The following is a 24697-nucleotide window of genomic DNA, read 5'->3' on the forward strand; positions in this document are numbered from 1 at the left end:
CCCGATGCTGCGCGTGCTCGGGGTCGACCCCGGGCTCACGCGGTGCGGCGTCGGCATCGTCGAGGTCGCATCGAACCGCCGCGCCCGGCTCGTCCACGTGACGGTCGTGCGCACCCCGGCGGACATGGCACTCGAGCAGCGGCTGCTCCGCATCGCCGACGGCATCGCCGCCGAGATCGACGAGCACCGTCCCGACGCCGTCGCGGTCGAGCGGGTGTTCGCGCAGGCGAACGTCCGGACGGTCATGGGCACGGCGCAAGCCGCCGGCCTCGCCCTGCACGCCGCGGCGGCACGAGGGCTGCCGGTCGGGCTGCACACCCCGTCCGAGGTGAAGGCCGCCGTGACCGGGTACGGCAACGCGGACAAGCGCCAGGTGCAGACGATGATCGCGCGAGTGCTCGGCCTCGACGAGGCCCCCAAGCCCGCCGACGCCGCGGACGCGCTCGCCCTGGCGGTGTGCCACGCCTGGAGGCTCGGGTCACCCGACACGGTCGGCACGCGTGCCACGAACCTCACCCCGGCACAGCGTGCGTGGCGGGACGCACAGGGCGGCACGGTCGACTCGCCGCTGGCACGCGCCGCGGCCGCGGCTGCCGGTCGCTCGCAGCGTGGCTCGTCGGCATCGTCGGCGGCCGGCCGTAGGCTCGGGGCATGATCGCGAGTCTCCGGGGCACCTGCATCGACATCGCCGGCTCCGGCGTGGTGATCGAGGTCGGGGGAGTGGGCTACGCGGTCGCGGTGACCCCGGCGCACGCGCTGACGATGCGCCACGGGTCCGAGGTCTTCGTCCGGACCGCGATGATCGTGCGCGAGGACGAGCACCTCCTGTTCGGCTTCGAGTCCACCGACGCGCTCCAGGTGTTCGACCTCCTCCGCAGTGTGTCCGGCGTCGGCCCGAAGTCGGCGATGGGCGTCCTCGCCCACATGGACCCGGCCCAGGTCGCGAACGCCGTCGCACACGACGACGACGGCGCCTTCCGCAAGGTCTCCGGCATCGGCCCGAAGACCGCCAAGCTCATCATCGTCGCCCTCTCCGGCAAGCTCGCCGCGTTCGAGCAGGCCCCCGTCGTGGCGGCCCGCGGCGGCACCGCGCACCCGGCCGCGACCGACGTCGTCGCCGCCCTCGTCGGCCTCGGCTGGCGCGAGGACGCCGCGCAGCGTGCGGTCGACGAGACCATCGCGTCCGAGCCGGGCGTCGCCTCGATGGGTACCCAGGCGCTGCTCCGCGCCGCCCTCGGGGCGCTCCGCCCCGCCGGTGCCGGCCGGTGAGCGGGATCACCGCCGCGGGCGCCGAGTCACAAGAGGAACTCGCGTTCGAGGGGGCCCTCCGCCCGAAGTCCCTCGACGAGTTCGTCGGGCAGCGGAAGGTCCGGGGGCAGCTCGACCTGCTCCTCAAGGCGGCGGCACTGCAGGACCGGACGCCCGACCACATCCTGATGGCCGGCCCTCCCGGACTCGGCAAGACGACCCTCGCGATGATCGTCGCGCACGAGTCCGGTCGGCCCCTGCGGATGTCGAGTGGCCCGGCGATCCAGCACGCCGGTGACCTCGCCGCGGTGCTGTCGTCCCTCGTCCCCGGCGAGGTCCTGTTCATCGACGAGATCCACCGGATGGCCCGCTCGGCAGAGGAGATGCTCTACCTCGCGATGGAGGACTTCCGCATCGACGTGATGGTCGGCAAGGGGGCCGGCGCCACGAGCATCCCGCTCGACCTCGCGCCGTTCACCCTCGTCGGCGCCACCACGCGTGCCGGCCTCCTGCCGAACCCGCTGCGCGACCGCTTCGGGTTCACCGCCCACCTCGAGTTCTACGAGAAGGACGAGCTCGAGCAGGTCCTCATCCGGGCGGCGCACCTGCTCGAACTCGACATCGACCGGTCCGCCCTGCGCGAGATCGCCGGGCGCTCCCGGGGCACACCGCGCATCGCGAACCGCCTGCTCCGACGTGTCCGCGACTACGCCCTCGTGCACCGCACCACCGACGGCATGGCCGCCGTGCAGGGCGCCCTCGACCTCTACGACGTCGACGAACTCGGACTCGACCGTCTCGACCGCGCCGTGGTCGAGACGATGCTGACGCGCTTCGACGGCGGTCCCGTCGGCCTGAACACCCTCGCGGTGTCCGTCGGGGAAGAGTCCGAGACCATCGAGTCGGTCGTCGAACCGTTCCTCGTCCGGGTCGGCCTCGTCACCCGCAGCCCCCGCGGGCGGATCGCCACCCCGCAGGCCTGGCGGCACTTCGACATGACACCCGGGCAGACCGGCCTCGCACAGCCCGGGCTGTTCGACGACGACGCCGACTGACGTCCCCGTCCGCGGTCTCGGTGACATGCCACGCACAGACGTGTGCCCTAGACTGCTACGGCCCGAAACCGAGCAACCAGAGAAGGCAACGCATCATGGGTCAAGAAGTCATCCTCATCGTCATCGTCGTGGCGTTCGCGGCCTTCATGTTCTACAACAGCCGGAAGCGCAAGAAGCAGCAGGGCGAGCTCGCCACCAAGATGGTGCCGGGCGCGAAGGTCATGCTGTCCTTCGGTCTGTACGGCACGCTCCTGTCGGTCGACGACGAGAAGGTCACGGCCGACGTCGAGATCGCACCCGGAACGGTCGTCACCGTCCACCGCCAGACCCTGTCGCGTGTCGTCGACGACACCGCGTCGGACATCACCACCACGGCCACGCCCGAGGACGAGCCGGCAGCGCCGAAGCCCGTCGCCGAGCTCAACGGGGAGCCGATCTACGGCGAGCGTGTCGAGTCCACGGACGCCGACACCGACGCTGCGAAGCGCAAGACCGAAGACTGACTCCTCGGCCGCCGGGTCCACCGACCCGGCGGCGACACCTGCCGCCGGTCAACCGCCGTCGGTCCTGACAGAAAGACGAGACGACCGGTGGCACGATCGACACCCGTCAAGAAGGCGATCCGCTCGCTGACCTGGTTGGTGATCCTCATGGCGGTCCTCGCGGGGTTGAACACCGCCGCGTCGGTCCTCGCCGGGAACACCAAGGACGACAGCGGCAAGTGGTTCGAAGGGGCCAGCTGGGTCCCGGAACTCGCCCTCGACCTCCAGGGCGGCACGCAGCTGACGCTCGCGGCGCAGAACACCGAGGGCGGCTCGGTGACGAGCCAGCAGCTCAACCAGGCCGTGAACATCATCCGGCAGCGCATCAACGCGACCGGTGTCTCGGAATCGCAGATCAACACCCAGGGGACGAACAACATCGTCGTCTCCATCCCGGGCAAGCCGGACAAGGCGACGATCGACCGCATCGAGGCGGCCGCGAAGCTCACGTTCCGCCCGGTCCTCTACACCGAGGCGGCGACCAACACCGCGGTGGGCGGCAGCAACGGTTCGTCCGCGTCGCCGACGCCGTACACGCCCCCGGCCTCGCTGCAGGCGACCCCGAGCACGAAGCCGACGAACGGCAGCGACCTGTCCCAGGTCACGCCGGCGCTGCAGGACCTGTACACGAACTACAACTGCAACGCTCCGGACGACGTCACGACGGCGCCGGACGACGAGCCCCTCGTCACCTGTGACCAGGACGGTACCGCGAAGTACATCCTCGGCCCGGTCGAGGTGTCCGGCTCGGGCATCAGCAACGCCACCTCGGGCCTCGCAACCGACTCGCAGGGCACGTCGACCGGCCAGTGGGCCGTCAACCTGACGTTCAAGGGCAAGAGCTCGGACGACTTCCGTGACGTCACCAGCCGGCTCGTGAAGCTGCAGCCGCCGCAGAACCAGTTCGCGATCGTCCTCGACGGCTCCGTCATCACGGCGCCGGCGTCGAACGCGGCCATCACGAACGGCAAGGCGCAGATCACCGGCTCGTTCACGGCCGACTCCGCGAAGACCCTCGCCGACCAGTTGAAGTACGGCGCGCTGCCGATCAACTTCCAGGTCCAGTCGAACGAGAACATCTCCGCGACCCTCGGTACCGCGCAGCTCGTCGGTGGCCTCGTGGCGGGTCTGATCGGTCTGATCCTGGTCATCATCTACTCGGTCATCCAGTACCGGGCGCTCGCGTTCGTCACGGTCCTCTCGCTCGGTGTGGCCGCGGCGCTGACGTACCTCGTGATCGCGATCATGTCCTGGCGCGTCGACTACCGCCTGTCGTTGGCGGGTGTGGCGGGTCTGATCGTCGCGATCGGCATCACGGCGGACTCGTTCATCGTGTACTTCGAGCGCATCAGGGACGAGCTCCGTGACGGCCGAGGCCTCGAGAGTGCCGTCGAGGCCGGCTGGAAGCGTGCACTGCGCACGATCCTGGCATCCGACTCGATCAACTTCCTCGCCGCCGTGGTGCTCTACATCCTCGCGGTGAGCGACGTGAAGGGCTTCGCGTTCACGCTGCTCCTCACCACCCTGATCGACGTCGTCGTGGTCGTGATGTTCACGCACCCGATGATGCAGCTCATCGCCCGCAGCCGCTTCTTCGGCGAGGGACACCGGTTCAGCGGGCTCGATCCCGCGGCCCTCGGTGCCGTCTACCGCGGTCGCGCGCAGTTCCGCGCGCCGGTCGTCGACGGCAGGCGTCAGCGCAGCGCCGGTGAGGCGCAGCGTCGACAGACGATCGCAGAGCGGAAGGCCGCGCAGGCCTCCGGCGAGAACGGCACGACGCCGGACGGGAAGGACGACTGATGGCCAGCTTCAGCCAGTTCGGCAGCGACCTCTACACGGGGAAGCGCTCGTACGACATCGTCGGCCGCCGCAAGACCTGGTACGTCATCGCGATCATCGCGATCGTGGTCTCGCTCGCGGTCCCGTGGCTGCGTGGCGGGTACCAGCTCGGCATCGAGTTCACCGGCGGGTCCGAGTTCACGCTCTCCGACGTGAAGACGCTCGACCAGAACCTCGCCACCGAGACCGTCGAGTCGATCGTCCCCGACGGCGTCCCGCGTGTCTCGCAGCTCGGGACGCACGGCATCCGCGTGCAGACCGGCCAGCTCACCGACCGTGAGACCTCCGAGGTCCAGGACGCCCTGGCGAAGGCCTACGACGTCCCGGACAGCCAGGTCGCCGCGACCTTCATCGGTGCGACCTGGGGTGCCGACGTGCTCAACCAGGCGATCCGCGGCCTCGTGATCTTCCTCGCCCTCGCGGCGGTGTTCATGGCGCTGTACTTCCGCACCTGGAAGATGTCGGTGTCCGCGATGGTGGCGCTCCTCCACGACCTCCTCATCACGGCGGGCGTGTACGGCATCGTCGGGCTCGAGGTCACGCCCGCGGCGGTGATCGGCTTCCTGACCATCCTCGGCTACTCGCTGTACGACACCGTCGTGGTGTTCGACAAGGTCCGCGAGAACACGAGCCAGGAGTCCCACCGCACCTTCGTGCAGTCGGTGAACCTCGCGGTCAACCAGACGCTCGTGCGGTCGATCAACACCTCGGTCGTCGCTCTGCTGCCGGTCGGCGCGATCCTCTTCATCGGGTCGTACATCCTCGGCGCCGGGACGCTCCGCGACATCTCGCTCGCGCTGTTCATCGGCATCATCGTCGGCACCTACTCGACGATCTTCATCGCCTCGCCGATGTACGCGCACCTGCGTGAGAACGAGCCGAAGATCAAGCAGGCCGACGCCAAGAAGCAGGCCGCTGCCGCCAAGCGTCAGCGCGAGGTCGACGCGACGGCGGACGTCTGATGCCGGCGGAGATCGTCGACATCGACGTCGCCGAGGCCCGTCGGCGGATCGCCGCCGGTGCGCGCCTGTTCGACGTGCGCGAGCAGGGGGAGTGGGACGAGGTCCACGCGCCCGAGGCGACCCTCGTGCCGATGTCCGAGTTGGTCGCCCGCTGGAAGGAGATCGACGGCGGCGACGAGCCCGCGATCATCGTCTGCCACTCCGGCGGACGCTCCGCACGGGTCGTGGCGGCGCTCGAGCAGTCCGGGGTCTCCGCGGTGAACCTCGTCGGCGGCATGGTCGCGTGGGAGCAGTCGGGCGCCCCCGTGGTGCGCGACGCCCAGGGCGAACCGCGTCACGAGCACTGACCGGACACGCGTAGTCTTGTCGGATCGAGCTCGGACGGGCATCCCGGGAGGCGCCGCATGACGGACACGCGTGAGTCCACGCCGCAGGACGCCTCTGCGCCGCGGGCAGGGCAGGACACCGGCTCCGCGAGCCGCCCCGGCTCCGCACCCCGGCCGACGAGTCCGCTCGGGCCGAACACGACCGGCAACCTCGGTTCGCTCCGGTCGCTGCTGCCGCGGCTGTTCTCGCGCGCCCAGCCCGCCGGTGCCGTCGACACCCTGATCCGCACCGTCCGGTCGCACCACCCCAAGGCCGACGTGACGCTCATCGAGCGCGCCTACTCGGTCGCGGAACGCGCGCACGACGGGCAGAAGCGCAAGTCGGGCGAGCCGTACATCACGCACCCGGTCGCGGTGGCGCAGATCCTCGCCGACCTCGGGATCGGGCCGATCACCATCGCCGCGGCACTCCTGCACGACACCGTCGAGGACACCGACTACCAGCTCGACCAGCTGCGCGAGGACTTCGGCGACGAGATCGCCATGCTCGTGGACGGCGTCACGAAGCTCGACAAGGTCAAGTACGGCGACAGCGCCCAGGCCGAGACCGTCCGCAAGATGGTCATCGCGATGTCGAAGGACATCCGCGTCCTCGTCATCAAGCTCGCCGACCGGCTGCACAACGCCCGCACGTGGGGCTTCGTCGAGTCGACCTCCGCCACGCGCAAGGCGAAGGAGACCCTCGAGATCTACGCGCCGCTCGCGCACCGGCTCGGCATCCAGATGATCAAGCTGGAGCTCGAGGACCTCTCGTTCGCGGTGCTCCACCCCAAGCTGTACGTCGAGATCGACAGCCTGGTGAAGGAACGCCAGCCGAAGCGCGAGCAGTTCGTCCAGAACGTCATCGGCACGCTCAAGAAGGACCTCAAGGCCGCCAAGGTCCGCGGCGAGGTCATGGGCCGCCCGAAGCAGTACTACTCGATCTACCAGAAGATGATCGTCCGCGGGCGCGAGTTCGACGAGATCTACGACCTGGTCGGCATCCGTGTCCTCGTCCCGACCGTGCGCGACTGCTACGCGATGCTCGGTTCCGTGCACGCGCGGTGGACGCCGCTGCCCGGTCGGTTCAAGGACTACATCGCGACGCCGAAGTTCAACCTGTACCAGTCGCTGCACACCACCGTCCTGGGGCCGCAGGGCCGCGCGGTCGAGATCCAGATCCGCACGCACGAGATGCACCAGCGGGCCGAGTTCGGTGTCGCCGCCCACTGGAAGTACAAGCAGCGCGCGGCCGGCCGTGACGTCGACACCTCGTCGGCGACCGACCAGGACATGGCGTGGCTGGCGCACATCACCGACTGGCAGGCCGAGACGAGCGACCCGGGGGAGTTCCTCGACTCGCTCCGGTACGAGATCGGTGCGAAGGAGACCTACGTCTTCACGCCCCAGGGCAAGGTCATCGGGCTGCCGTCCGGTGCGACCCCGGTCGACTTCGCGTACGCCGTGCACACCGAGATCGGCCACCGCACGATGGGCGCCAAGGTCAACGGGCGTCTCGTGCCCCTCGAGAGCGCCCTGTCGAGCGGCGACGTCGTCGAGATCTTCACCTCGAAGAACCCCGACTCCGGCCCCAGCCAGGACTGGCTGACCTTCGTCCGGAGCCCCCGCGCCCGGAACAAGATCAAGCAGTGGTTCACCAAGGAACGTCGCGAAGAGGCGATCGAGCAGGGCCGCGACGCGATCGCGCGGGCGATGCGGAAGCAGAACCTGCCGCTCCAGCGCATCATGAGCCAGGACTCGATCTCCGAGGTCGCGTCGTCCATGCGCTACGACGACGTCTCGGCGCTGTACGCGGCCGTCGGCGAGGGGCACGTCTCCACGCAGTCGGTGATCGAGAAGGTCCTCGGGAACGTCCAGACCGAGACCGAGACGGAAGAGCCGGAGCTCAGCTTCCCCCGCCAGGTCACGAGCCGGCAGCTGCGCAACAGCGACAGCGGCGTCCTCGTGCGTGGCGCGCCGGACATCCTCGTCAAGCTCGCGAAGTGCTGCACGCCGGTCCCGGGCGACCAGATCGTCGGGTTCATCACCCGTGGCCAGGGCGTCTCGGTGCACCAGGCCTCGTGCACGAACGTCAAGTCGCTCATGAACGAGCCCGACCGGATGATCGAGGTCGAGTGGGCGCCGTCCTCGAAGTCGGTGTTCCTCGTGCAGATCCAGATCGAGGCGCTCGATCGGTCGGGGCTCCTCAGCGACGTGACCCGGGTGCTGACGGACCACCACGTGAACATCCTGTCCGCGACGGTCTCCACGTCGTCCGACCGGCTCGCGCTGAGCCGCTTCGTGTTCGAGATGGGCGACACGACCCACCTCGACCGTGTGCTCAACGCGGTGCGACGGATCGACGCGGTCTACGACGTCTACCGCGTCAGCGCGGGCTGACCGGACTCCAGGACCGCCCGCAACCGCCGCTCCGCCTGCCGGGCCATCGGGATCTTCCCGAGGGTCGCGAGGGACCCGCCGACCGCATCGACCGACACCGCACCGATCGCAAGGAGCCCGACCACCGCCGCGGCATCCGACGGATCGAACCCACCGGGCCGGTCCCCGGGGCTGCGCAGCAGGTCCACGACCGTGCGCAGCGGTGTGGTGACGCGGAGGCCACCGAGCACGACGACGTCCTCGTCCGTGATCACGACCTCGCGGACGCGCAGCGCGCCGTCGACGTGCACGCGGACCCGGAGCGGGACACAGGCCTCGAGCGGGGACGGTGCACGCGAGACGGCACCCCAGACCCACGCGGCCGTCCGGGTGCTCGCGATGAGGCGCTCGTCACGGAGTGCCCACGCCGCGGCTGCCGCCCGGAGCGCGGGGTTCTGCGGTTCGGCGGGGGAGGCCCAGCACGCCCCGACGGCCACGAGCTCGCCGGCGAGGACCGCTGCGCGCAGCTCGGCCTCGGGCCAGTCGTCACTCGTCAGCAGCCGGGTTCGGGACACCCGGACATCCTGCCCGACGCGCACGGCGCGTCGACGCGCCCTGTGGAGAGCGACGGACGTGCGTCCACGACGTGACCACCTGTGGTCCGGGAGGCGCGGGTCGGCCCCGCACCGCGCCTCCCGTCCGTCAGCACGTGCCGTCGAGCGCCGACGTCGTCAGCGGAGCACGTCGGCCCGGTGCACGAGCGCCGCGGCGCCGATGAGCGGACCGTCCTGCGACAGCCCCGTCGGGACGATCCGCACCTTGGTCACGAAGCCGAACTCGACGCGCTCCGCCACTGCCTCGCGCGCGTACTCGAAGAGGTCGGGCGTGACGTGCGAGAACCCGCCGCCGATGGCCACGACCTCGAGGTCGACGAGGCTCGTGGCCGCCGCGATGGCCTGCCCGAGGGCGCGACCGCTGCGCTTGACGGCCGCGACGGCGATCTCGTCGCCCGCCGCGTAGGCCGCCGAGAGCTCCTCGCCGGTGCTGCCCGTGAAGCCCTGCCGTTGCGCCCACGCGACGGTCTTCGGGCCGCTGGCGATCGCCTCGAGGCAGCCGGTGCCGCCGCACGCACAGTGGTCGTCGAAGCCGCCGCACTCGACGTGGCCGATGTGCCCGGCGTTGCCCGTCGGACCGCTGACGGTCCGGCCGTGCAGGATCAGGCCGCCGCCGACGCCGGTCGACACGATCATGCCCATCACGTGGTCGGAGCCCTGCGCCGCGCCGACCCAGTGCTCGGCGAGCGTGATCGCCAGGCCGTCCATGCGGAGCGTGACCGGGACGCCGGCGGGGACGTGCGCGGCGACGCGGTCCCGGAGCGGGTACCCGCGCCAGACCGGCATGTTGAGCGGGGAGACGAGTCCGTGCTCCTCGTCGACCGGACCGGCCGAGCCGATGCCGACACCGACGAGCGAGGCGTCCGTCGGCAGCGCGTCTAGGGCGGCCGTCACGACCTCGTCGACCGCGGCCTGCAGCTCGTCGGACGTCCGGCCGGGGCCGGTCGGGCTGCGGAACCGCGTGGCGGGGAGGACGACGCCGGCGTCGGTGACGAGGGCCGCCTCGACCTTCGTCCCGCCGAGGTCGACGGCGAGGGCGAGCGGGGTGGACTGGGTGGTGGACATGCGCGCTCCGATGCGGCGGTCTGGAGGCGCGGTGCCGGTCCCGCACGCGTCGTCGCGTCCGGTGGGCGCCGGCCCCTGGTGGTGGGTCGGGTGGTGCTGGAGGTCGCGGGGGCTCGCGCCCCGGACCGTCAGTAGGACGTGGTGTCGTCGCCGACGGCCGACGCGGTGCCGGTCTCGGCGCGGTGCGCGACCTCGTCGAGGATGCGTGCCGAGGCGCTCGTGCCGATGCGGTCCGCACCGGCCTCGACCATCTCGAGCAGCGTGTCGAGCCCGCGGACGCCGCCGGAGGCCTTCACGCCGGTGTCGGGGCCGACCGTGGCGCGCATGAGGGCGATGTGCTCCGCGGTGGCGCCGCCGCCGGCGAACCCGGTGGAGGTCTTGACGAAGGCGGCACCGGCGGACCGCGCGGCACGCGACGCGGCGACGATCTCGTCGTCGGTGAGGAAGGCGGTCTCGAGGATGACCTTGACGACGGTGGTGCCCGCGGCGTCGACCACGGCGCGGACGTCGGCCTCGACGCGCTCCCAGTCGCCGGACTTCGCGGCGCCGATGTTCTGCACCATGTCGAGCTCGAACGCACCGTCGGCGAGGGCCTGCAGCGACTCGGCGACCTTGGCCGCGGTGGACGTGGTGCCGTGCGGGAAACCGATGACCGTGCCGACGCCGACCCCGGTGCCGGTCAGGCGCTCGACGGCGTGCGCGACGTCGCTCGGGCGGACGCACACGCTGAACACGCGGTACGCGGCGGCCTCGTCGAGCTGGGCGTCGACGTCCGAACGCGTGAGTTCGGGCTTGAGGATCGCGTGGTCGATGAGACCACGGACGGCATCGGCGGTGACGGAGAACGCTGCTTTGTCCACCCGGCAAGCCTACCCGGAGCCGAGCCGCGTACCGTGCCCCGCATGCGCGTCCTCGTCACCGGGGCCACCGGCTACATCGGCGGTCGTCTCGTCCCACGTCTCCTCGAAGCCGGTCACACCGTCCGCGTCTTCGTCCGCACGCCCCGGAAGCTGCAGGACGTCCCCTGGCACGACGACGTCGAGATCACCGCCGGCGACCTGCAGGACGCCGACGCCGTGCGCCGCGCCGTCGCCGACATCGAGGCCGTCTACTACCTCGCCCACGCGATGGGGGCGGACGGCGACTTCGAGCGGGCCGAGCGGGACGCCGCCGAGACCATGGCGCGCGAGGCCTCGGCCGCCGGCGTGCGGCGGTTCGTGTACCTCGGCGGCCTGCACCCCGACGGCGAACTCTCGAAGCACCTCCGCAGCCGCAAGGAGGTCGGGGACGTCCTGCTCCACTCCGGCGTCCCGACGATCGCGTACCAGGCCGGCGTGGTGATCGGGTCCGGGAGCACCTCGTTCGAGATGATCCGCCACGTCACCGACGTCCTGCCGTGGATGCCGGCGCCGCGGTGGGTCCGGAACCGCATCCAGCCGATCGCCGTCCGTGACGTCCTCTACTACCTCGTCAAGGCGCTCGACATCCCCGCCGACGTGAACCGCACGTTCGACATCGGCGGCCCGGACGTCCTCCGCTACGGGCAGATGCTCAACGGGTACGCGGTGGAGGCGAAGCTCCCGCAGCGCCCGATCTCGCCGCTGCCCGTCCTCACCCCGGGGCTCGCGGCGCACTGGTTCAACATCGTGACGCCGATCCCGCGGAAGCTCGCCAAGCCGATCATCGAGTCGCTCCAGTTCGAATGCGTCCAGCGCGAGCACGACATCGACGACGTGGTGCCGCGGCCGGAGGGCGGGCTGACCGGGTACCGCCGTGCGGTCCGTCTCGCCCTGAGCCGCATGCGCACCGGCGAGGTCGAGACCAGCTGGCGGAACGCGACGCTCGCGGCCACCCCCGCGGACCCGCTGCCGAGCGACCCGGACTGGGCCGGCCACACCGTCTACGTTGACGACCGCAAGCGCCACTCGGCGGCCTCGGCGGACGACGTCTGGCGGGTCGTCGAGTCGATCGGCGGCGAGAACGGCTGGTACTCCTTCCCGCTCGCATGGGTGGCCCGCGGGTGGATGGACAAGCTCGCCGGGGGAGTCGGCCTGAACCGCGGTCGCCGCGACCAGAAGCGCCTCGAGCAGGGTGACGCCCTCGACTGGTGGCGCGTGGAGCGGCTCGAGCGCGGGCGCTACCTGCGACTGCGCGCCGAGTTCAAGTCCCCGGGCCGCGCCTGGCTCGAGATGACCGTGACCCCCGCGGACGACGGCGGCAGCGACTACCGGCAGCGGGCGATCTACTTCCCCCAGGGGCTCGCCGGCCGCCTGTACTGGTACTCGATCCTGCCGTTCCACGGCGTGATCTTCCCCGGGATGGTCGAGCGCATCACCGCGGCCGCCGAGCGGGAGTCCGAGCACACCGAGTCGACGGGGCGGAACTGGACCCAGCAGAATGGGAACCCGGAACCCGCACACGAGGAGGCAGCATGACCGAGGAACGCACGAGCGTCCTGTTCCTGGGCGACAGCATCACCGAGCAGGGGTCGTGGGACGCCTGGCTGCCCGACGAGCGGACCGTCAACCAGGGCATCGGCGGTGACACGACCGACGGGGTCCTCGCACGACTGGACGCCGTCGTGGCCGAGCAGCCCGAGGTCATCGTCCTGCTCATCGGCACGAACGACTTCGGCAACCACCGCAAGAGCGTCGAGCACGTCGTCCGCGGGGTCGAGTCCGTGCTCGTGACCCTCCGCCGCGAGCTCCCGGGCGTCCGCCTGCTCCTCGTCTCCATCCTGCCGCGGCAGGCGGAGTACACGGCCAAGATCGAGGAGGCGAACCGGCACCTCCGCCAGTTCGTCGCCACCTGCCACGCCCAGTACCTCGACGCGTGGCCGGCCCTCGCCGACGGCGACCACCTCGACGACCGGTTCACCGACGACGGCCTGCACCTCACCGAGGACGGCTACCGGGCCTACGTCGCCGAGCTCGTGCCCGCGCTCGAACGGGTGCGCGAGCTCCCGCCGATGTCCCGGTCCATCCAGGCGATCGACCTCGACGGGGCCACCGCCTGATGGCAGGACGGAAGGGCCGACCACCGGCGGGATCGTCGCTGCACGGCGTGCCGGTGGGCGGGGCAGAGCCGACGCGGTCGGGCTCGGCGTCCGGCGGGAGAGCAGGAGGGGAGCTGCCGCCGTTCACCCGGCCCGCCCTCGCCCCGTCGCTGATCGCGGCGATCGTGCTCCTCGCCTGCGTCGCGATCGTCGACTCGTCCGGCTTCGTGTTCGCCCGCTGGGGTGTCACCGTGCTCAGCCTCATCGTCCTCGTCTTCGCCGTGCGGGGGCGGCCGTGGTGGGCGGCGCTCCTGATGGCCGCGATCGCCGTCTGCTGGAACCCGCTCGCGGTCGTGCCGATCCCCGGCGAGGTGTGGGCGGCACTGCAGCTCGTCGCGGCCGCGCTGTTCATCGTCGTCGGCATCGTCGTGAAGGTGCCGCGCGAGGCGGAGGCGAACCGCGCCTCCAGGCCCTAGCCCGGGCGACCGACGAGCGGACCGAGCGTCCGCGCGGACGGTAGGATGAGTCGCCGGGCAAACGGGTCCGGCGCACTGATCCGAAGGGTGTGGATGAGCAACGAGACCGAGCCGGTGACCGAGAGTCCTCTGCTGAACCCTCGACCGTCCTCCGGCGGTCTCGAACGTCCCGACGTCGTCGTACGGAAGGGACGACTGACGCTCGTCAACGGGCACCTGACGCCGCAGCAGTCGATGATCGAGGACCTCCTGTTCCTCGACGACGCCCTCACCGCCGGTGACGTCGACCACCTGCTCATCCGCGGCAACGACCAGCGGCCGGTGATCGCCCTCGACGAGCGCGACCGGCAGCGGGCGGAGAGCGCCGTGATGGCTGCCGCCGCGAACGAGCCCTTCTACGCGAAGCCCCCGGGGAAGCCCGCGGTGCTCGTCATCGACGATGGCCTCGGCTCCGTCGACGAACCCGTCCTGCGCGTGTTCCGGCCGCGCCTCGAGCCGCTCGGACGCCTGCGCTACGGCGCCGAGACGAGCGTGCAGCTCGAGTTCTGGCGGGTCACCGACACCGAGGTCCTCGCGCCGGTCGAGAACGCCCTGATGCGCCGCAGCCTGCCCGTCGACGAGTTCGTGCTCGTCGACATCGAGCGGTACGGCCGAACCTGGCGCACGGTCGAGCACATGTTCGACGACCACGTGTCCGACATCCGGTTCCCGATCGACATCGTGTTCTCGTGGGTCGACGGCAACGCCATCGAGTACCAGCGGGCACGACAGGCAGCGCAGTCCGGTGCGGTCCTGGGCGAGGGCGACGACGCCCCCGCCCGCTTCCGCCAGATCGACGAGCTGAAGTACGCGCTCCGGTCGGTGCACACGTTCGCGCCGTGGATCCGGCAGATCTACATCGCCACGGACTCCCCGGCGCCCGCCTGGCTCGCCGACCACCCCAAGGTGCGCATCGTTCGCTCCGAGGAGTTCTTCGCCGACCCCTCCGTCCTGCCGACGCACAACTCGCAGGCCGTCGAATCGCAGCTGCACCACATCCCGGGCATCAGCGAGCACTTCATCTACTCGAACGACGACATGTTCTTCGGCCGCCTGGTCGACCCCTCGGTGTTCTTCAGCCCGGGCTCGGTGACGAAGTTCATCCTCGCGACGACGCGGATCGGCCTCGGGTCGAACAACCCGGCACGCAGCGGGTTCGAGAACTCCGCCCGGGTCAACCGCCGACTCCTGCAGCAGCGGTTCGGCGCGGTGACGACCCGGCACCTCGAGCACGCGCCGACCCCGCTGCGCGCCTCGATCATGACCGAGATGGAGCACGAGTTCGCCGACGAGTTCGCGGCCACCGCGGCCTCACGGTTCCGTGCTGCCGAGAACATCTCGGTGACGAACTCGCTGTACCACTACTACTCGCTGCTCACCGGCCGGGCGATCGTGCAGGAGAACGCCGAGGTGCGGTACATCGACACGACGATGCAGTCCGGTCTGCGGGCGCTCGGCGACCTGCTCAAGAAGCGGAACGCGGACTTCTTCTGCCTGAACGACGGGAGCTTCCCCGAGGTCAGCGACGAGGAGCGGACGCAGCGGGTGACGGACTTCCTCGAGAAGTACTTCCCGTTCCCGGCGCCGTGGGAGCGCCCCGCGGGCTGAGGCCGGGCGCGGGCGGGTCTTTTCGTCGTTTGCGCAGCTTGTTGCGCGTGCAATGAGCGACGAGGCCGTTGTCGTACGACGTCGGCGATGTCGTTCCTTGTGCGCGCGGGCAGGTGCGTGTGCAAGTAGCGACAAGACGGCTGTCGAACGACGACCACGATGTCGCACCATGCACACGCAACTGATGCGCGTGCAACGACCGACAAGACCGCTGTCGAACGACGACCACGATGTCGCACCATGCACACGCAACCATCGGTGGCCGCGGGCGCACCACCGAGCCGACCCGCACCTCCTGGCCCCACCCGGTGCGTGCCGCGCGCTCGGGCTCAGCGGTGGACGGGGGAGACCGGCACGGAGTCGAGCGTGAACACCGGGATGCTCGACGTCACCGGCGCGGGCTCCGCAGCCGCCGGGATCGTCACGCCCGCCGCTGCGAGCCGAGCCTCGGTCTGGGCCGACGACACCGGCTCGCCGACCGTGGCGTAGTGCCCGATCGGCACGACCGAGTGCACCACGTTGTGGCCGTAGACGTGCACGAGGTTGAACGACTGTGCGCCGTCCTGTCCTCGGGTACCGCCCTGGTACTCGGTGAGGTCCTGCGTGTAGCACGTGGCGCTCGCGACCGACACGGGGATGCCCGCGAAGACGGCGCTCGTCGAGTAGTGCAGGTGGCCGGCGATGATGGCGATGACGTCACTGCCCTCGACGACCTCGGCCAGGGCGTCCTGGTCGCGGAGCTCGACGAGGACGGCGAGGTCCTGCACGCTCGGCACCGGCGGGTGGTGCATCGCCAGGATGGTGCCGTGCGGCGCCTGCTCCGACAGGACCTCGGCCAGCCAGTCGAGCTGCTCGGGGGAGACCTCGCCGTGGTGGGCGCCGGGCACGCTCGTGTCGAGGGTGATCACCCGGAGGCCGTTGACGTCGTAGACGAAGTCGACCGGACGATCGGTCGGCTGGAGCCCGAACAGCTCCTGCCGGAAGGCGCCGCGTTCGTCGTGGTTGCCCATCGCCCAGATGACCTGTGCGCCGATCCGCCGCGCGACCGGCTCGACGATGTCGCGGATGCGGGCGTACGCGCCGGGTTCGCCCTTGTCGGCGACGTCGCCCGTGACGACGATGGCCTCGGGACGCGTCCCCGACGACTCGATGTCGGCGATGATCTGGCCGAGCCGCGCAGCTGAGTCGACGTCACCGTAGAGGTCGCCGTCACCCGCCACGAGATGGGTGTCGCTGAGGTGGAGCAGGAAGTGGTTCGGCCTGGGGTGTTCGGCCGTCCGGCTGTCCATCGGGGTCTCATTCCGTTGGTCGGGTGCGTGGTGCAACACAGTGCCACACCGTCCTGGACGAGTCCAGCACGTGTCGGTGAATCGAACGTGAACGCGGCACGGCGTGTTCCCGCACGCACGACGAAACCCCCGCCACCGAGGTGACGGGGGTTCCGGTGCGCGGGGTGCCTAGTGCTTCGACTCGACCGCGGGCGCTTCGTGTCCGGCTTCGAGGTCCGGGCCGTGGTGCGCGGCGTGCGCGGCCTCGAGCTCGGCCTTGGACACCGGGGTGATCCGGTCCTCGAAGAAGAAGCGCGACATGCTGGCGCGGGCCTTCTGCAGGCTCGAGATCTTGCCTCGGGCGTTCGGACGGATCATGAGCGGCTTGTACTCGTTGAACTGCAGGAGCTTCCAACGCTCGTACTCGTCGAGCTGCTCGTGCACCTCGATGTACTCGCCGTGGGGGAGTCGCACGATGCGGCCGGACTCGTACCCGTGCAGGACGATCTCGCGGTCCTTCTTCTGCAGGGCGAGGCACACGCGCTTCGTGATCCAGAAGGCGACGAACGGGCCGAGGACCGTCGTGGCCTGGATCACGTGGATGACGTGGTCGATCGACACGTAGAAGTGGGTCGCGATGATGTCCGACGACGCGGCGGCCCAGAGGCTCGCGTAGAGCGTGATGCCGGCGGCGCCGAACGCCGTGCGGGTCGGGGCGTTGCGCGGGCGGTCGAGGATGTGGTGCTCACGCTTGTCGCCGGTGACCCAACCCTCGATGAAGGGGTAGATGAAGATGGCGAGGATGAGGAACACCAGCACCGCGATCGGCACGAGGATGTTGAACGACACCGTGTAGCCGAACCACACGACCTCCCAGTGCGGCGGCACCAGACGGAGCGCACCGTCGGCGAAGCCGATGTACCAGTCGGGCTGGGTACCGGCGGACACCGGGGAGGGGTCGTACGGGCCGTAGTTCCAGATCGGGTTGATCGTGAACAGCGAGGCGATGAGGGCGAGGATGCCCGCGACGATGAAGAAGAACCCACCGGCCTTCGCCGCGAACGCCGGGAGGATCGGCACGCCGACGACGTTCTCGTTCGTCTTGCCGGGGCCGGCGAACTGCGTGTGCTTGTTGATGACGACCAGCACGAGGTGGACGCCGAGCACCGCGACGAGGATCGCCGGGAGCAGCAGGATGTGCAGCGTGTAGAGCCGGCCGACGATGTCGGTGCCCGGGAACTCGCCACCGAAGAGCAGGTAGGCGATCCAGACGCCGATGACCGGCACACCCTCGATCATGCCGACGATGATGCGCAGACCGTTGCCGGAGAGCAGGTCGTCGGGGAGCGAGTAGCCCGTGAAGCCCTCGGCCATGGCCAGGACCCACAGGATGAAGCCGAACACCCAGTTGAGCTCACGCGGCTTGCGGAAGGCACCGGTGAAGAACACGCGGGCCATGTGCAGCATGATCGAGGCCACGAACAGCAGGGCCGCCCAGTGGTGGATCTGCCGGACGAAGAGCCCGCCGCGGATGTCGAACGAGATGTTGAGCGTCGACTGCAGTGCGGTCGACATCTCGATGCCCTTCAGCGGGACGTACGAGCCGTGGTAGACCACCTCGGCCATGGACGCCTGGAAGAAGAACGTGAGGAAGGTACCGGACAGCAGGACGACGACGAAGCTGTACAGCGCCACCTCGCCGAGCATGAAGCTCCAGTGGTCGGGGAAGATCTTGCGCCCGACCTCCTTCACGAGGCCCGAGATGCTCGTGCGCTCGTCGATGTAGTTGGCGACCCCGCCGATGATGCGGGATCCGCGCTCCGGTGCCGGCTTGGTGGTCGACGACGCGGGTGCGTTGGTGGTCGTGCTGCTCATCAGCGTTCACGCTCCCAGAAGGACGGGCCGACGGGCTCGTGGAAGTCGCTCTGCGCAACCAGGTAGCCGTCGTCGTCGATCGCGATCGGAAGTTGGGGGAGGGGGCGTGCCGCCGGCCCGAAGATGACCTCGCAGTTGTTCGAGACATCGAAGGTCGACTGGTGGCACGGGCAGAGCAGGTGGTGCGTCTGCTGTTCGTACAGGGCGACCGGGCATCCGACGTGGGTGCAGATCTTCGAGTACGCGACGATGCCGTCGTAGCCCCAGTTCTCGTGGCCCTTGGAGGGGTTGAGGTCCTTGGGGTCGAGGCGCATGAGGAGGACGGAGGCCTTGGCCTTCTCCTCGAGCATGTCCTCCTTGTCGAGCATGCCGTCCGGGATGACGTGGAACACCGAACCGATGGTCACGTCGGACGCCTTGATCGGCAGACCCGTCGGGTCCTTCGTCAGGCGCGTGCCCTTGGCCCACATGGTGTGGCGGAGGAGTTCGTTCGGGTCGGCCGCGGGCGCGAGGTCGCGCACGAGGACGATGCCCGGGAGCGGGAAGGCTGCCAGGGCGCCGATCATCGAGTTGCGGATCAGCTTGCGACGGCTGAAGCCGGACTCCTTGTCGGCGAGCTGGAACGCCTCGACCGCCTTGGCGCGGGTCGCGTCGGTGCCGCGGGTGCCGTGGCGGAGCTCGGTGATCTCGCGGTCCACCACGAGCGACTTCGACCAGTACACGGCGCCGAGGCCCAGCGCGAGCAGGGCGAGGGCGATCGAGAGGCCGAGCCAGAGGTTGGCGGTCCGGACGGTCCCGAAGTCGTCGGAGTCGATCGGGAAGGCGACGTAGGCCGCGATCGCGAGGACACTGCCCACGATCGACAGGTAGAAGAACGTGGCGACCTGACGCTCGGCCAGGCGCTGCTTCTTCGGGTCGACGTCGGTGCGGCGTGCGCGGTGCGGCGGCTCGCCCGGGTTCTCGAACGGGTCCGTCGGCAGGACCGCGATCCCGGCCGAGGTGGTGGTCGTGCCGTGCTTCTCGACAGCCGAGGACGAGTTCAGTGCCTCGTCGTCGTGCTCTGCCATGGTGTTCCCTTCAGTGTCGTTCGACACGGACGATCAGTTGGACTTCGCGGTCAGCCAGACGGTCATCGCGACGACCGCGCCGAGTCCGAAGATCCAGATGAACAGACCCTCTGCCACCGGGCCGAGGGAGCCGAGTGCGAACCCGCCGGGCGACTTGTTGTCCTGCACGTACTTGAGGTACGTGATGATGTCGGCCTTCTGCTCGGGGGTGAGGTTCAGGTCGTTGAACACCGGCATGTTCTGCGGGCCAGTGACCATGGCCTCGTAGATGTGCTTGCCGGACACCGACTGCAGGTTCGGCGCGTACTTGCCCTCGGTCAGGGCACCACCGGCACCGGCCACGTTGTGGCACATCGCGCAGTTGATGCGGAAGAGCTCCGCACCTTCGGCGGCGTCGCCGTCCTGGCCGTTGGTCAGGCTCTCGGAGGGGACCGCCGGGCCGGGGCCGAGCGAGGCGACGTACTCGGCGAGGGCGTCGATCTGCTCGTCCGTGAACTGGGCGGGCTTCTCTTCGGCCTGGGGACCCTGGGCGGCCATCGGCATGCGACCGGTGCCGACCTGGAAGTCGACGGACGCGGCACCGACACCGATGAGGGACGGACCCTCGCTGGTGCCCTGCGCGGAGAGGCCGTGGCAGGTGGCGCAGTTCGAGGCGAAGAGCTTCTGGCCCTCGTTCACCTTCGACTGGCTCGAGGCCGCCACGGTGCTCGTGCTGTCGTCGGCGTTCGCCGTGGAGCTGAACAGCGCGTACGCACCGCCGGTGGTCATGAGACCGACGACGATGAGCGACACGGTCGCCATCGGTGAACGGCGGCCCTTCTTGGACTTGGTTCTGTTGAACATGCGGTGGGGGCTATCCAGTTCCTACTTGAGAAGGTAGATGACGGCGAAGAGGCCGATCCAGACGACGTCGACGAAGTGCCAGTAGTACGACACGACGATCGCGGTGGTCGCTTCCTTGTGACCGAAGTTCTTGGCGGCGAACCCGCGGCCGAGCGTCAGCAGGAAGGCGATGAGGCCACCCGTGACGTGCAGACCGTGGAACCCGGTGGTCATGTAGAAGGCCGAACCGTAGGCGCTGGAGGAGAGCGTCACGCCCTCGTGCCAGAGGTTCGCGTACTCGAAGATCTGGCCGCAGACGAAGATCGCGCCCATGCAGTACGTGACGAAGAACCACTCCGTCATGCCCCAGTCCTTGGGGTTCCAGCTCGTCCGGTGCACCTGGAAGCGCTCGGCCGCGAAGACCGCGAACTGGCAGGCGAAGCTGGACAGCACCAGGATGATCGTGTTCACCGAGGCGAAGGGCACCTCGAGCTTGGCGGTCTCGGTCGCCCAGAGTTCGGGCGAGGTGCTGCGCAACGTGAAGTAGATCGCGAACAGGCCGGCGAAGAACATGACCTCGCTGCCCAGCCACACGATCGTCCCCACGGCAACGGCGTTCGGCCTGTTCAGGACCGGACCGCTGGCGGATCTGGAGAGAGGGGTGCTAGTCACAGACTCCATTATGGCCGAAACCACGGACAGTGTTTTCGCAGCCAACTGGCGGGTCTCTCGAATTCACTACGATCAGACCATGCTCGACGCTCTCACCTGGCCTGCCGTGATCAGCGCGCTCATGGCGCGCGAAGACCTGACGATCAGCCAGTCCACATGGGCAATGCAGGAGATCGTGGCAGGTCGGGCCACCCCGGCGCAGATCGCCGCCTTCGTCGTGGCCCTCCGCGCCAAGGGCGAGACCGTCGACGAGGTCGTCGGCTTCCGCGACGCGATCCTCGACGCGGCCGTCCCGCTCGACGTCGACCCGATGGCGCTCGACATCGTGGGCACCGGTGGCGACGTCGTCGGCACGGTGAACGTCTCGACGATGAGCGCGATCGTGATCGCCGCCGCGGGCGTCCCCGTCGTGAAGCACGGCAACAAGGCGAGCTCCTCGAAGTCCGGGTCGAGCGACGTCCTCGCCGCACTCGGACTCGACCTGACGATGGACGCCGCGCGTGTCGCGGACACCTTCCGGCGTGTCGGGCTGACCTTCGCGTTCGCGAGCGCCTTCCACCCCGGGTTCGCGCACGCCGGACCCGTCCGCCGCGAGATCGGCGTCCCGACGGTGTTCAACTTCCTCGGTCCGCTCGTCAACCCCGCACGGTGCGAGGCGAACGCGGTGGGCGTGGCGCAGCTCGAGCTCGTCCCGATCATCACGGGCGTGTTCCAGACCCGCGGGGCGACCGCGCTCGTGTTCCGCGGCGACGACGGCCTCGACGAGCTGACGACGACCGGGCACAGCCACATCTGGGAGGTCACCGGCGGCCGCGTCACCGAGCACGACCTCGACCCGCGCGACCTCGGGATCGCCCGGGCCCGCATCGAGGACCTGCTCGGCGGCGACCCGGAGCACAACGCCGCCGTGGTGCACCGTGTCCTCGCGGGGGAGACCGGTCCGGTGCGCGACATCGTCCTGCTCAACGCCGCCGCCGGCCTGGTGTCCTTCCGCCTGGCGGAGGACCCGGCCGAGGTCGACCGCCCGATCCTGCAGCGCTTCCGCGAGCAGCTGGTCGTCGCGGCCGACGCGATCGACTCGGGCGCCGCCGCGCGCAAGCTGGCCGACTGGGTGGGCGCGACCCCCGTCGCGTGAGCGCAGACGCAACGCACCGGAGGCGCGGTGCCGGTCCGTGGGACCGGCACCGCGCCTCCAGGCGGTCACCTCAGGACAGGACTACTGGACGTCCTCGTCGACCCAGTCGAACGTCTTCGTGACGGCCTTCTTCCAGAGGCGCAGGGTGCGCTCGCGCTCGGCTTCGTCGAGCTGCGGCTCCCAGCGCTTGTCCTCCTGCCAGTTGGCACGGAGCTCGTCGAGGTTCGCCCAGAACCCGACCGCGAGCCCGGCCGCGTAGGCCGCGCCGAGCGCCGTGGTCTCCGCGACGACCGGACGGACCACCGGCACGTTCAGGATGTCCGCCTGGAACTGCATGAGCGCGTCGTTGGCGGTCATGCCGCCGTCGACCTTGAGCTCGGTGAGGTCCACACCGGAGTCCGCGTTGACGGCGTCGAGGACCTCGCGGGTCTGCAGCGCCGTCGCCTCGAGGGCGGCGCGGGCGATGTGCCCCTTGTTGACGTAGCGGGTGAGGCCGACGATCGCACCGCGGGCATCCGGACGCCAGTACGGCGCGAAGAGCCCCGAGAACGCCGGGACGAAGTACACGCCGCCGTTGTCCTCGACGGTCTTGGCGAGGGCCTCGACCTCCGGGGCGCTGCCGATCAGGCCGAGGTTGTCGCGGAGCCACTGGATGAGCGAGCCCGTGACGGCGATCGACCCCTCGAGCGCGTAGTGCGTCTCCTGGTCGCCGAGCTTGTAGCCGACGGTCGTGAGCAGCCCGTTCTCCGAGCGGACGATCTCCGTGCCCGTGTTGAAGATGAGGAAGTTGCCCGTGCCGTAGGTGTTCTTCGACTCGCCCTGGTCGAACGCCGCCTGGCCGAACGTCGCGGCCTGCTGGTCGCCCAGGATGCCGGCGATCGGGACCTCGCGGAGGAGGTTCGAGGACTCGACGTGGCCGTAGACCTCGGAGGAGCTGACGATCTCGGGGAGCATCGACTTCGGAACACCGAAGTCGGCGAGGATGTCGTCGCGCCACTCGAGCGTCTCGAGGTCCATGAACAGCGTGCGGGAGGCGTTCGTGACGTCGGTCTTGTGGACGCCGCCGTCGACGCCGCCGGTCAGGTTCCAGAGGACCCAGGTGTCGGTGGTGCCGAAGAGCAGGTCGCCCGCCTCGGCCTTCTCGCGCGCACCCTCGACGTTCTCGAGGATCCAGACGATCTTGGTGCCGGCGAAGTACGTCGCCAGGGGCAGACCGACGACCGACTTGTAGCGGTCGGTGTCGCCGTCGGCGAGCTTGTCGACGATCGACTGCGTGCGGGTGTCCTGCCAGACGATCGCGTTGTAGACCGGCTTGCCGGTGTTCTTGTCCCAGACAACCGCGGTCTCGCGCTGGTTGGTGATGCCGACCGCCGCGACGTCGTGGCGGGTGATGTCGGCGCGGGACAGGGCCTGGCCGATGACCTCACGGGTGTTGTCCCAGATCTCCGACGGGTCGTGCTCGACCCACCCGGCACGCGGGAAGATCTGCTCGTGCTCCTTCTGTCCGACGGACACGATCGAGCCGGAGTGGTCGAAGACGATCGCTCGGGTGGAGGTCGTGCCCTGGTCGATGGCGACGATGTAGTCGGCCATTGGTGCTCCTTACGCTGGTGCTCGGGTGGGTGTGGTGCAGACGATCAGGAAACGATCGGCAGCAGGAAGGTGGAGAGGCCGGCCGCGAGGGCGCCACCGACGAGGGGGCCGACGACCGGCACCCAGGCGTAGGCCCAGTCGCTCGAGCCCTTGCCCTTGATCGGCAGGAAGGCGTGCGCGATGCGCGGACCGAGGTCACGTGCCGGGTTGATGGCGTAGCCGGTCGGGCCACCGAGGCTGACGCCGATCGCGATCACGAGGAAGGCGACGGGGACGGCGCCGAGCTCGGCCGGGGTCTTGCCGTTGGTGAAGGCGAGGACGACGAAGACGAGCACGAACGTGCCGATGATCTCGGTGACGACGTTCCAGCCGTACGAGCGGATCGCCGGGCCGGTGGAGAAGACGCCGAGCTTCGCGGCCGCGTCGGGCTCCTCGTCGAAGTGCTGCTTGTAGGCCAGCCAGACGATGACCGCACCGATGATCGCGCCGATCATCTGCGCGAGCCAGTAGAGGAACATCTCCCCGACGGTGATCTTGCCGAGGATGGCGAGCGCGAGGCTCACCGCCGGGTTGAGCTGGCCGCCGGAGCTGTACGACACGGTGACACCGGCGAAGACCGCGAAGCCCCAGCCGATCGTCACCATGAGGAAGCCAGCTCCGAAGCCCTTGGACTTCGTCAGCGAGACGGCGGCGACGACGCCGCCACCCAGGATGATGAGCATCGCCGTACCGACGAGCTCGGAGAGGAAATTGACGCCGATGCCGTCCATCGGTGACCTCCAGTGCGTGAGGGTGGGGGTCCGGTGGTACAGCGCCGGCACTCCCCGTTGAGTGATTGGGGCCGAGCATACTGACGGGCATCGACGGATGGCGATGCATTCGTGAGGGAAGTGCGCCATTGTGCACGAACGTGCATGCGCGGTGTGCGCCCGCGCATCCGAGGCCGGTGGGCCGCCCCCGGGTCGGTGCACGAACGTGCACGCGGGGGGAACGCTCGCCCGGACCGGCGATGTAGATTGAGGGCACTCCGGTCGACGACGGCGGTGCTGCCTCGCGATCGCCCGCACTCCGTGGAGGT

General features: G+C 69.8%; 23 protein-coding genes. 13 read left to right on the forward strand and 10 right to left on the reverse strand.

Going from position 1 to position 24697, the window contains the following annotated elements; genetic code table 11:
* Positions 1-7: 7 nt before the first annotated feature.
* The 8 genes from ruvC (at position 8) to ACEN8D_RS02815 (ending at position 8411) form a co-directional block, all read left to right on the forward strand.
* Positions 8-655 (forward strand): crossover junction endodeoxyribonuclease RuvC, encoded by a 648-nt coding sequence (gene ruvC, locus ACEN8D_RS02780; protein ID WP_402736680.1) that lies wholly within the window; start codon positions 8-10, stop codon positions 653-655.
* Entirely contained in the window at positions 652-1269 is a 618-nt protein-coding gene (ruvA, locus tag ACEN8D_RS02785; RefSeq protein ID WP_413461478.1) for a Holliday junction branch migration protein RuvA, read from the forward strand. The genes ruvC and ruvA overlap by 4 nt, the downstream gene beginning before the upstream one ends.
* The gene (gene ruvB / locus ACEN8D_RS02790) at positions 1266-2303 is read left to right on the forward strand and encodes a Holliday junction branch migration DNA helicase RuvB (RefSeq protein ID WP_071294678.1); all 1038 of its coding nucleotides are present in this window, start codon (positions 1266-1268) and stop codon (positions 2301-2303) included. The genes ruvA and ruvB overlap by 4 nt, the downstream gene beginning before the upstream one ends.
* Positions 2304-2398: 95 nt before the next feature.
* Positions 2399-2806: a preprotein translocase subunit YajC gene (locus ACEN8D_RS02795; RefSeq protein ID WP_070418975.1), complete on the forward strand. Its 408-nt coding sequence runs from the start codon at positions 2399-2401 to the stop codon at positions 2804-2806.
* Between the two features lie 87 nt (positions 2807-2893).
* Positions 2894-4645 (forward strand): protein translocase subunit SecD, encoded by a 1752-nt coding sequence (gene secD / locus ACEN8D_RS02800; protein ID WP_309779571.1) that lies wholly within the window; start codon positions 2894-2896, stop codon positions 4643-4645.
* Positions 4645-5646 (forward strand): protein translocase subunit SecF, encoded by a 1002-nt coding sequence (gene secF, locus ACEN8D_RS02805; RefSeq protein ID WP_413399107.1) that lies wholly within the window; start codon positions 4645-4647, stop codon positions 5644-5646. Before secD ends, secF begins: the two co-directional genes overlap by 1 nt.
* Positions 5646-5993: a rhodanese-like domain-containing protein gene (locus ACEN8D_RS02810; protein ID WP_413399106.1), complete on the forward strand. Its 348-nt coding sequence runs from the start codon at positions 5646-5648 to the stop codon at positions 5991-5993. Before secF ends, ACEN8D_RS02810 begins: the two co-directional genes overlap by 1 nt.
* Before the next feature lie 57 nt (positions 5994-6050).
* Positions 6051-8411: a RelA/SpoT family protein gene (locus ACEN8D_RS02815; protein ID WP_413399105.1), complete on the forward strand. Its 2361-nt coding sequence runs from the start codon at positions 6051-6053 to the stop codon at positions 8409-8411.
* Here the strand turns inward: ACEN8D_RS02815 and ACEN8D_RS02820 are convergent.
* The 3 genes from ACEN8D_RS02820 to deoC form a co-directional block, all read right to left on the reverse strand.
* On the reverse strand, positions 8390-8965 hold the full coding sequence (locus tag ACEN8D_RS02820; protein WP_495601144.1) for a type IV toxin-antitoxin system AbiEi family antitoxin: 576 nt from the start codon (positions 8963-8965) through the stop codon (positions 8390-8392). The two genes, ACEN8D_RS02815 and ACEN8D_RS02820, sit on opposite strands and share 22 nt — an antisense overlap.
* A 156-nt stretch (positions 8966-9121) precedes the next feature.
* Complete coding sequence (locus ACEN8D_RS02825) at positions 9122-10069, reverse strand: ROK family protein (protein ID WP_413461529.1); 948 nt, start codon at positions 10067-10069, stop codon at positions 9122-9124.
* A 128-nt stretch (positions 10070-10197) separates the two neighbouring features.
* The gene (deoC, locus tag ACEN8D_RS02830; protein ID WP_402717508.1) at positions 10198-10929 is read right to left on the reverse strand and encodes a deoxyribose-phosphate aldolase; all 732 of its coding nucleotides are present in this window, start codon (positions 10927-10929) and stop codon (positions 10198-10200) included.
* Between the two features lie 42 nt (positions 10930-10971).
* On the opposite strand from deoC, the gene ACEN8D_RS02835 reads away from it, so the two are divergent.
* From ACEN8D_RS02835 to ACEN8D_RS02850, 4 genes are all read left to right on the forward strand, one after another.
* Positions 10972-12504, forward strand: a complete 1533-nt coding sequence (locus ACEN8D_RS02835; protein WP_070418981.1) for an SDR family oxidoreductase — start codon at positions 10972-10974, stop codon at positions 12502-12504.
* On the forward strand, positions 12501-13085 hold the full coding sequence (locus tag ACEN8D_RS02840) for a GDSL-type esterase/lipase family protein (protein WP_071294684.1): 585 nt from the start codon (positions 12501-12503) through the stop codon (positions 13083-13085). Before ACEN8D_RS02835 ends, ACEN8D_RS02840 begins: the two co-directional genes overlap by 4 nt.
* Entirely contained in the window at positions 13085-13540 is a 456-nt protein-coding gene (locus ACEN8D_RS02845; protein WP_413398654.1) for a DUF6804 family protein, read from the forward strand. Before ACEN8D_RS02840 ends, ACEN8D_RS02845 begins: the two co-directional genes overlap by 1 nt.
* A gap of 93 nt (positions 13541-13633) precedes the next feature.
* On the forward strand, positions 13634-15187 hold the full coding sequence (locus ACEN8D_RS02850; RefSeq protein ID WP_071294685.1) for a stealth conserved region 3 domain-containing protein: 1554 nt from the start codon (positions 13634-13636) through the stop codon (positions 15185-15187).
* A gap of 329 nt (positions 15188-15516) precedes the next feature.
* Here the strand turns inward: ACEN8D_RS02850 and ACEN8D_RS02855 are convergent, their stop codons facing one another.
* The 5 genes from ACEN8D_RS02855 to ctaE all read right to left on the reverse strand — a co-directional run bounded on the left by ACEN8D_RS02855 (position 15517) and on the right by ctaE (position 20900).
* Positions 15517-16476 (reverse strand): phosphodiesterase, encoded by a 960-nt coding sequence (locus tag ACEN8D_RS02855; RefSeq protein ID WP_413398656.1) that lies wholly within the window; start codon positions 16474-16476, stop codon positions 15517-15519.
* A 168-nt stretch (positions 16477-16644) separates the two neighbouring features.
* On the reverse strand, positions 16645-18330 hold the full coding sequence (qcrB, locus tag ACEN8D_RS02860) for a cytochrome bc1 complex cytochrome b subunit (RefSeq protein WP_070418986.1): 1686 nt from the start codon (positions 18328-18330) through the stop codon (positions 16645-16647).
* Complete coding sequence (qcrA, locus tag ACEN8D_RS02865) at positions 18330-19397, reverse strand: cytochrome bc1 complex Rieske iron-sulfur subunit (RefSeq protein ID WP_070418987.1); 1068 nt, start codon at positions 19395-19397, stop codon at positions 18330-18332. The genes qcrB and qcrA overlap by 1 nt, the downstream gene beginning before the upstream one ends.
* Positions 19398-19430: 33 nt before the next feature.
* On the reverse strand, positions 19431-20240 hold the full coding sequence (qcrC, locus tag ACEN8D_RS02870) for a cytochrome bc1 complex diheme cytochrome c subunit (protein ID WP_309889134.1): 810 nt from the start codon (positions 20238-20240) through the stop codon (positions 19431-19433).
* A 21-nt stretch (positions 20241-20261) separates the two neighbouring features.
* On the reverse strand, positions 20262-20900 hold the full coding sequence (gene ctaE / locus ACEN8D_RS02875) for an aa3-type cytochrome oxidase subunit III (protein WP_031260857.1): 639 nt from the start codon (positions 20898-20900) through the stop codon (positions 20262-20264).
* A gap of 70 nt (positions 20901-20970) precedes the next feature.
* Between ctaE and trpD the strand changes: the two genes are divergently transcribed.
* Positions 20971-22026 (forward strand): anthranilate phosphoribosyltransferase, encoded by a 1056-nt coding sequence (trpD, locus tag ACEN8D_RS02880; protein ID WP_070418989.1) that lies wholly within the window; start codon positions 20971-20973, stop codon positions 22024-22026.
* 81 nt (positions 22027-22107) lie between these two features.
* Here the strand turns inward: trpD and glpK are convergent, their stop codons facing one another.
* Both glpK and ACEN8D_RS02890 read right to left on the reverse strand, forming a co-directional pair.
* Positions 22108-23619: a glycerol kinase GlpK gene (glpK, locus tag ACEN8D_RS02885; protein WP_070418990.1), complete on the reverse strand. Its 1512-nt coding sequence runs from the start codon at positions 23617-23619 to the stop codon at positions 22108-22110.
* Positions 23620-23663: 44 nt separating this feature from the next.
* Positions 23664-24389 carry an MIP/aquaporin family protein gene (locus ACEN8D_RS02890; protein WP_413399745.1) on the reverse strand — a complete coding sequence of 242 codons (726 nt, stop codon included), beginning with the start codon at positions 24387-24389 and terminating at the stop codon, positions 23664-23666.
* Positions 24390-24697 lie beyond the last annotated feature (308 nt).

Source organism: Curtobacterium sp. Curtsp22 (assembly GCF_059492135.1).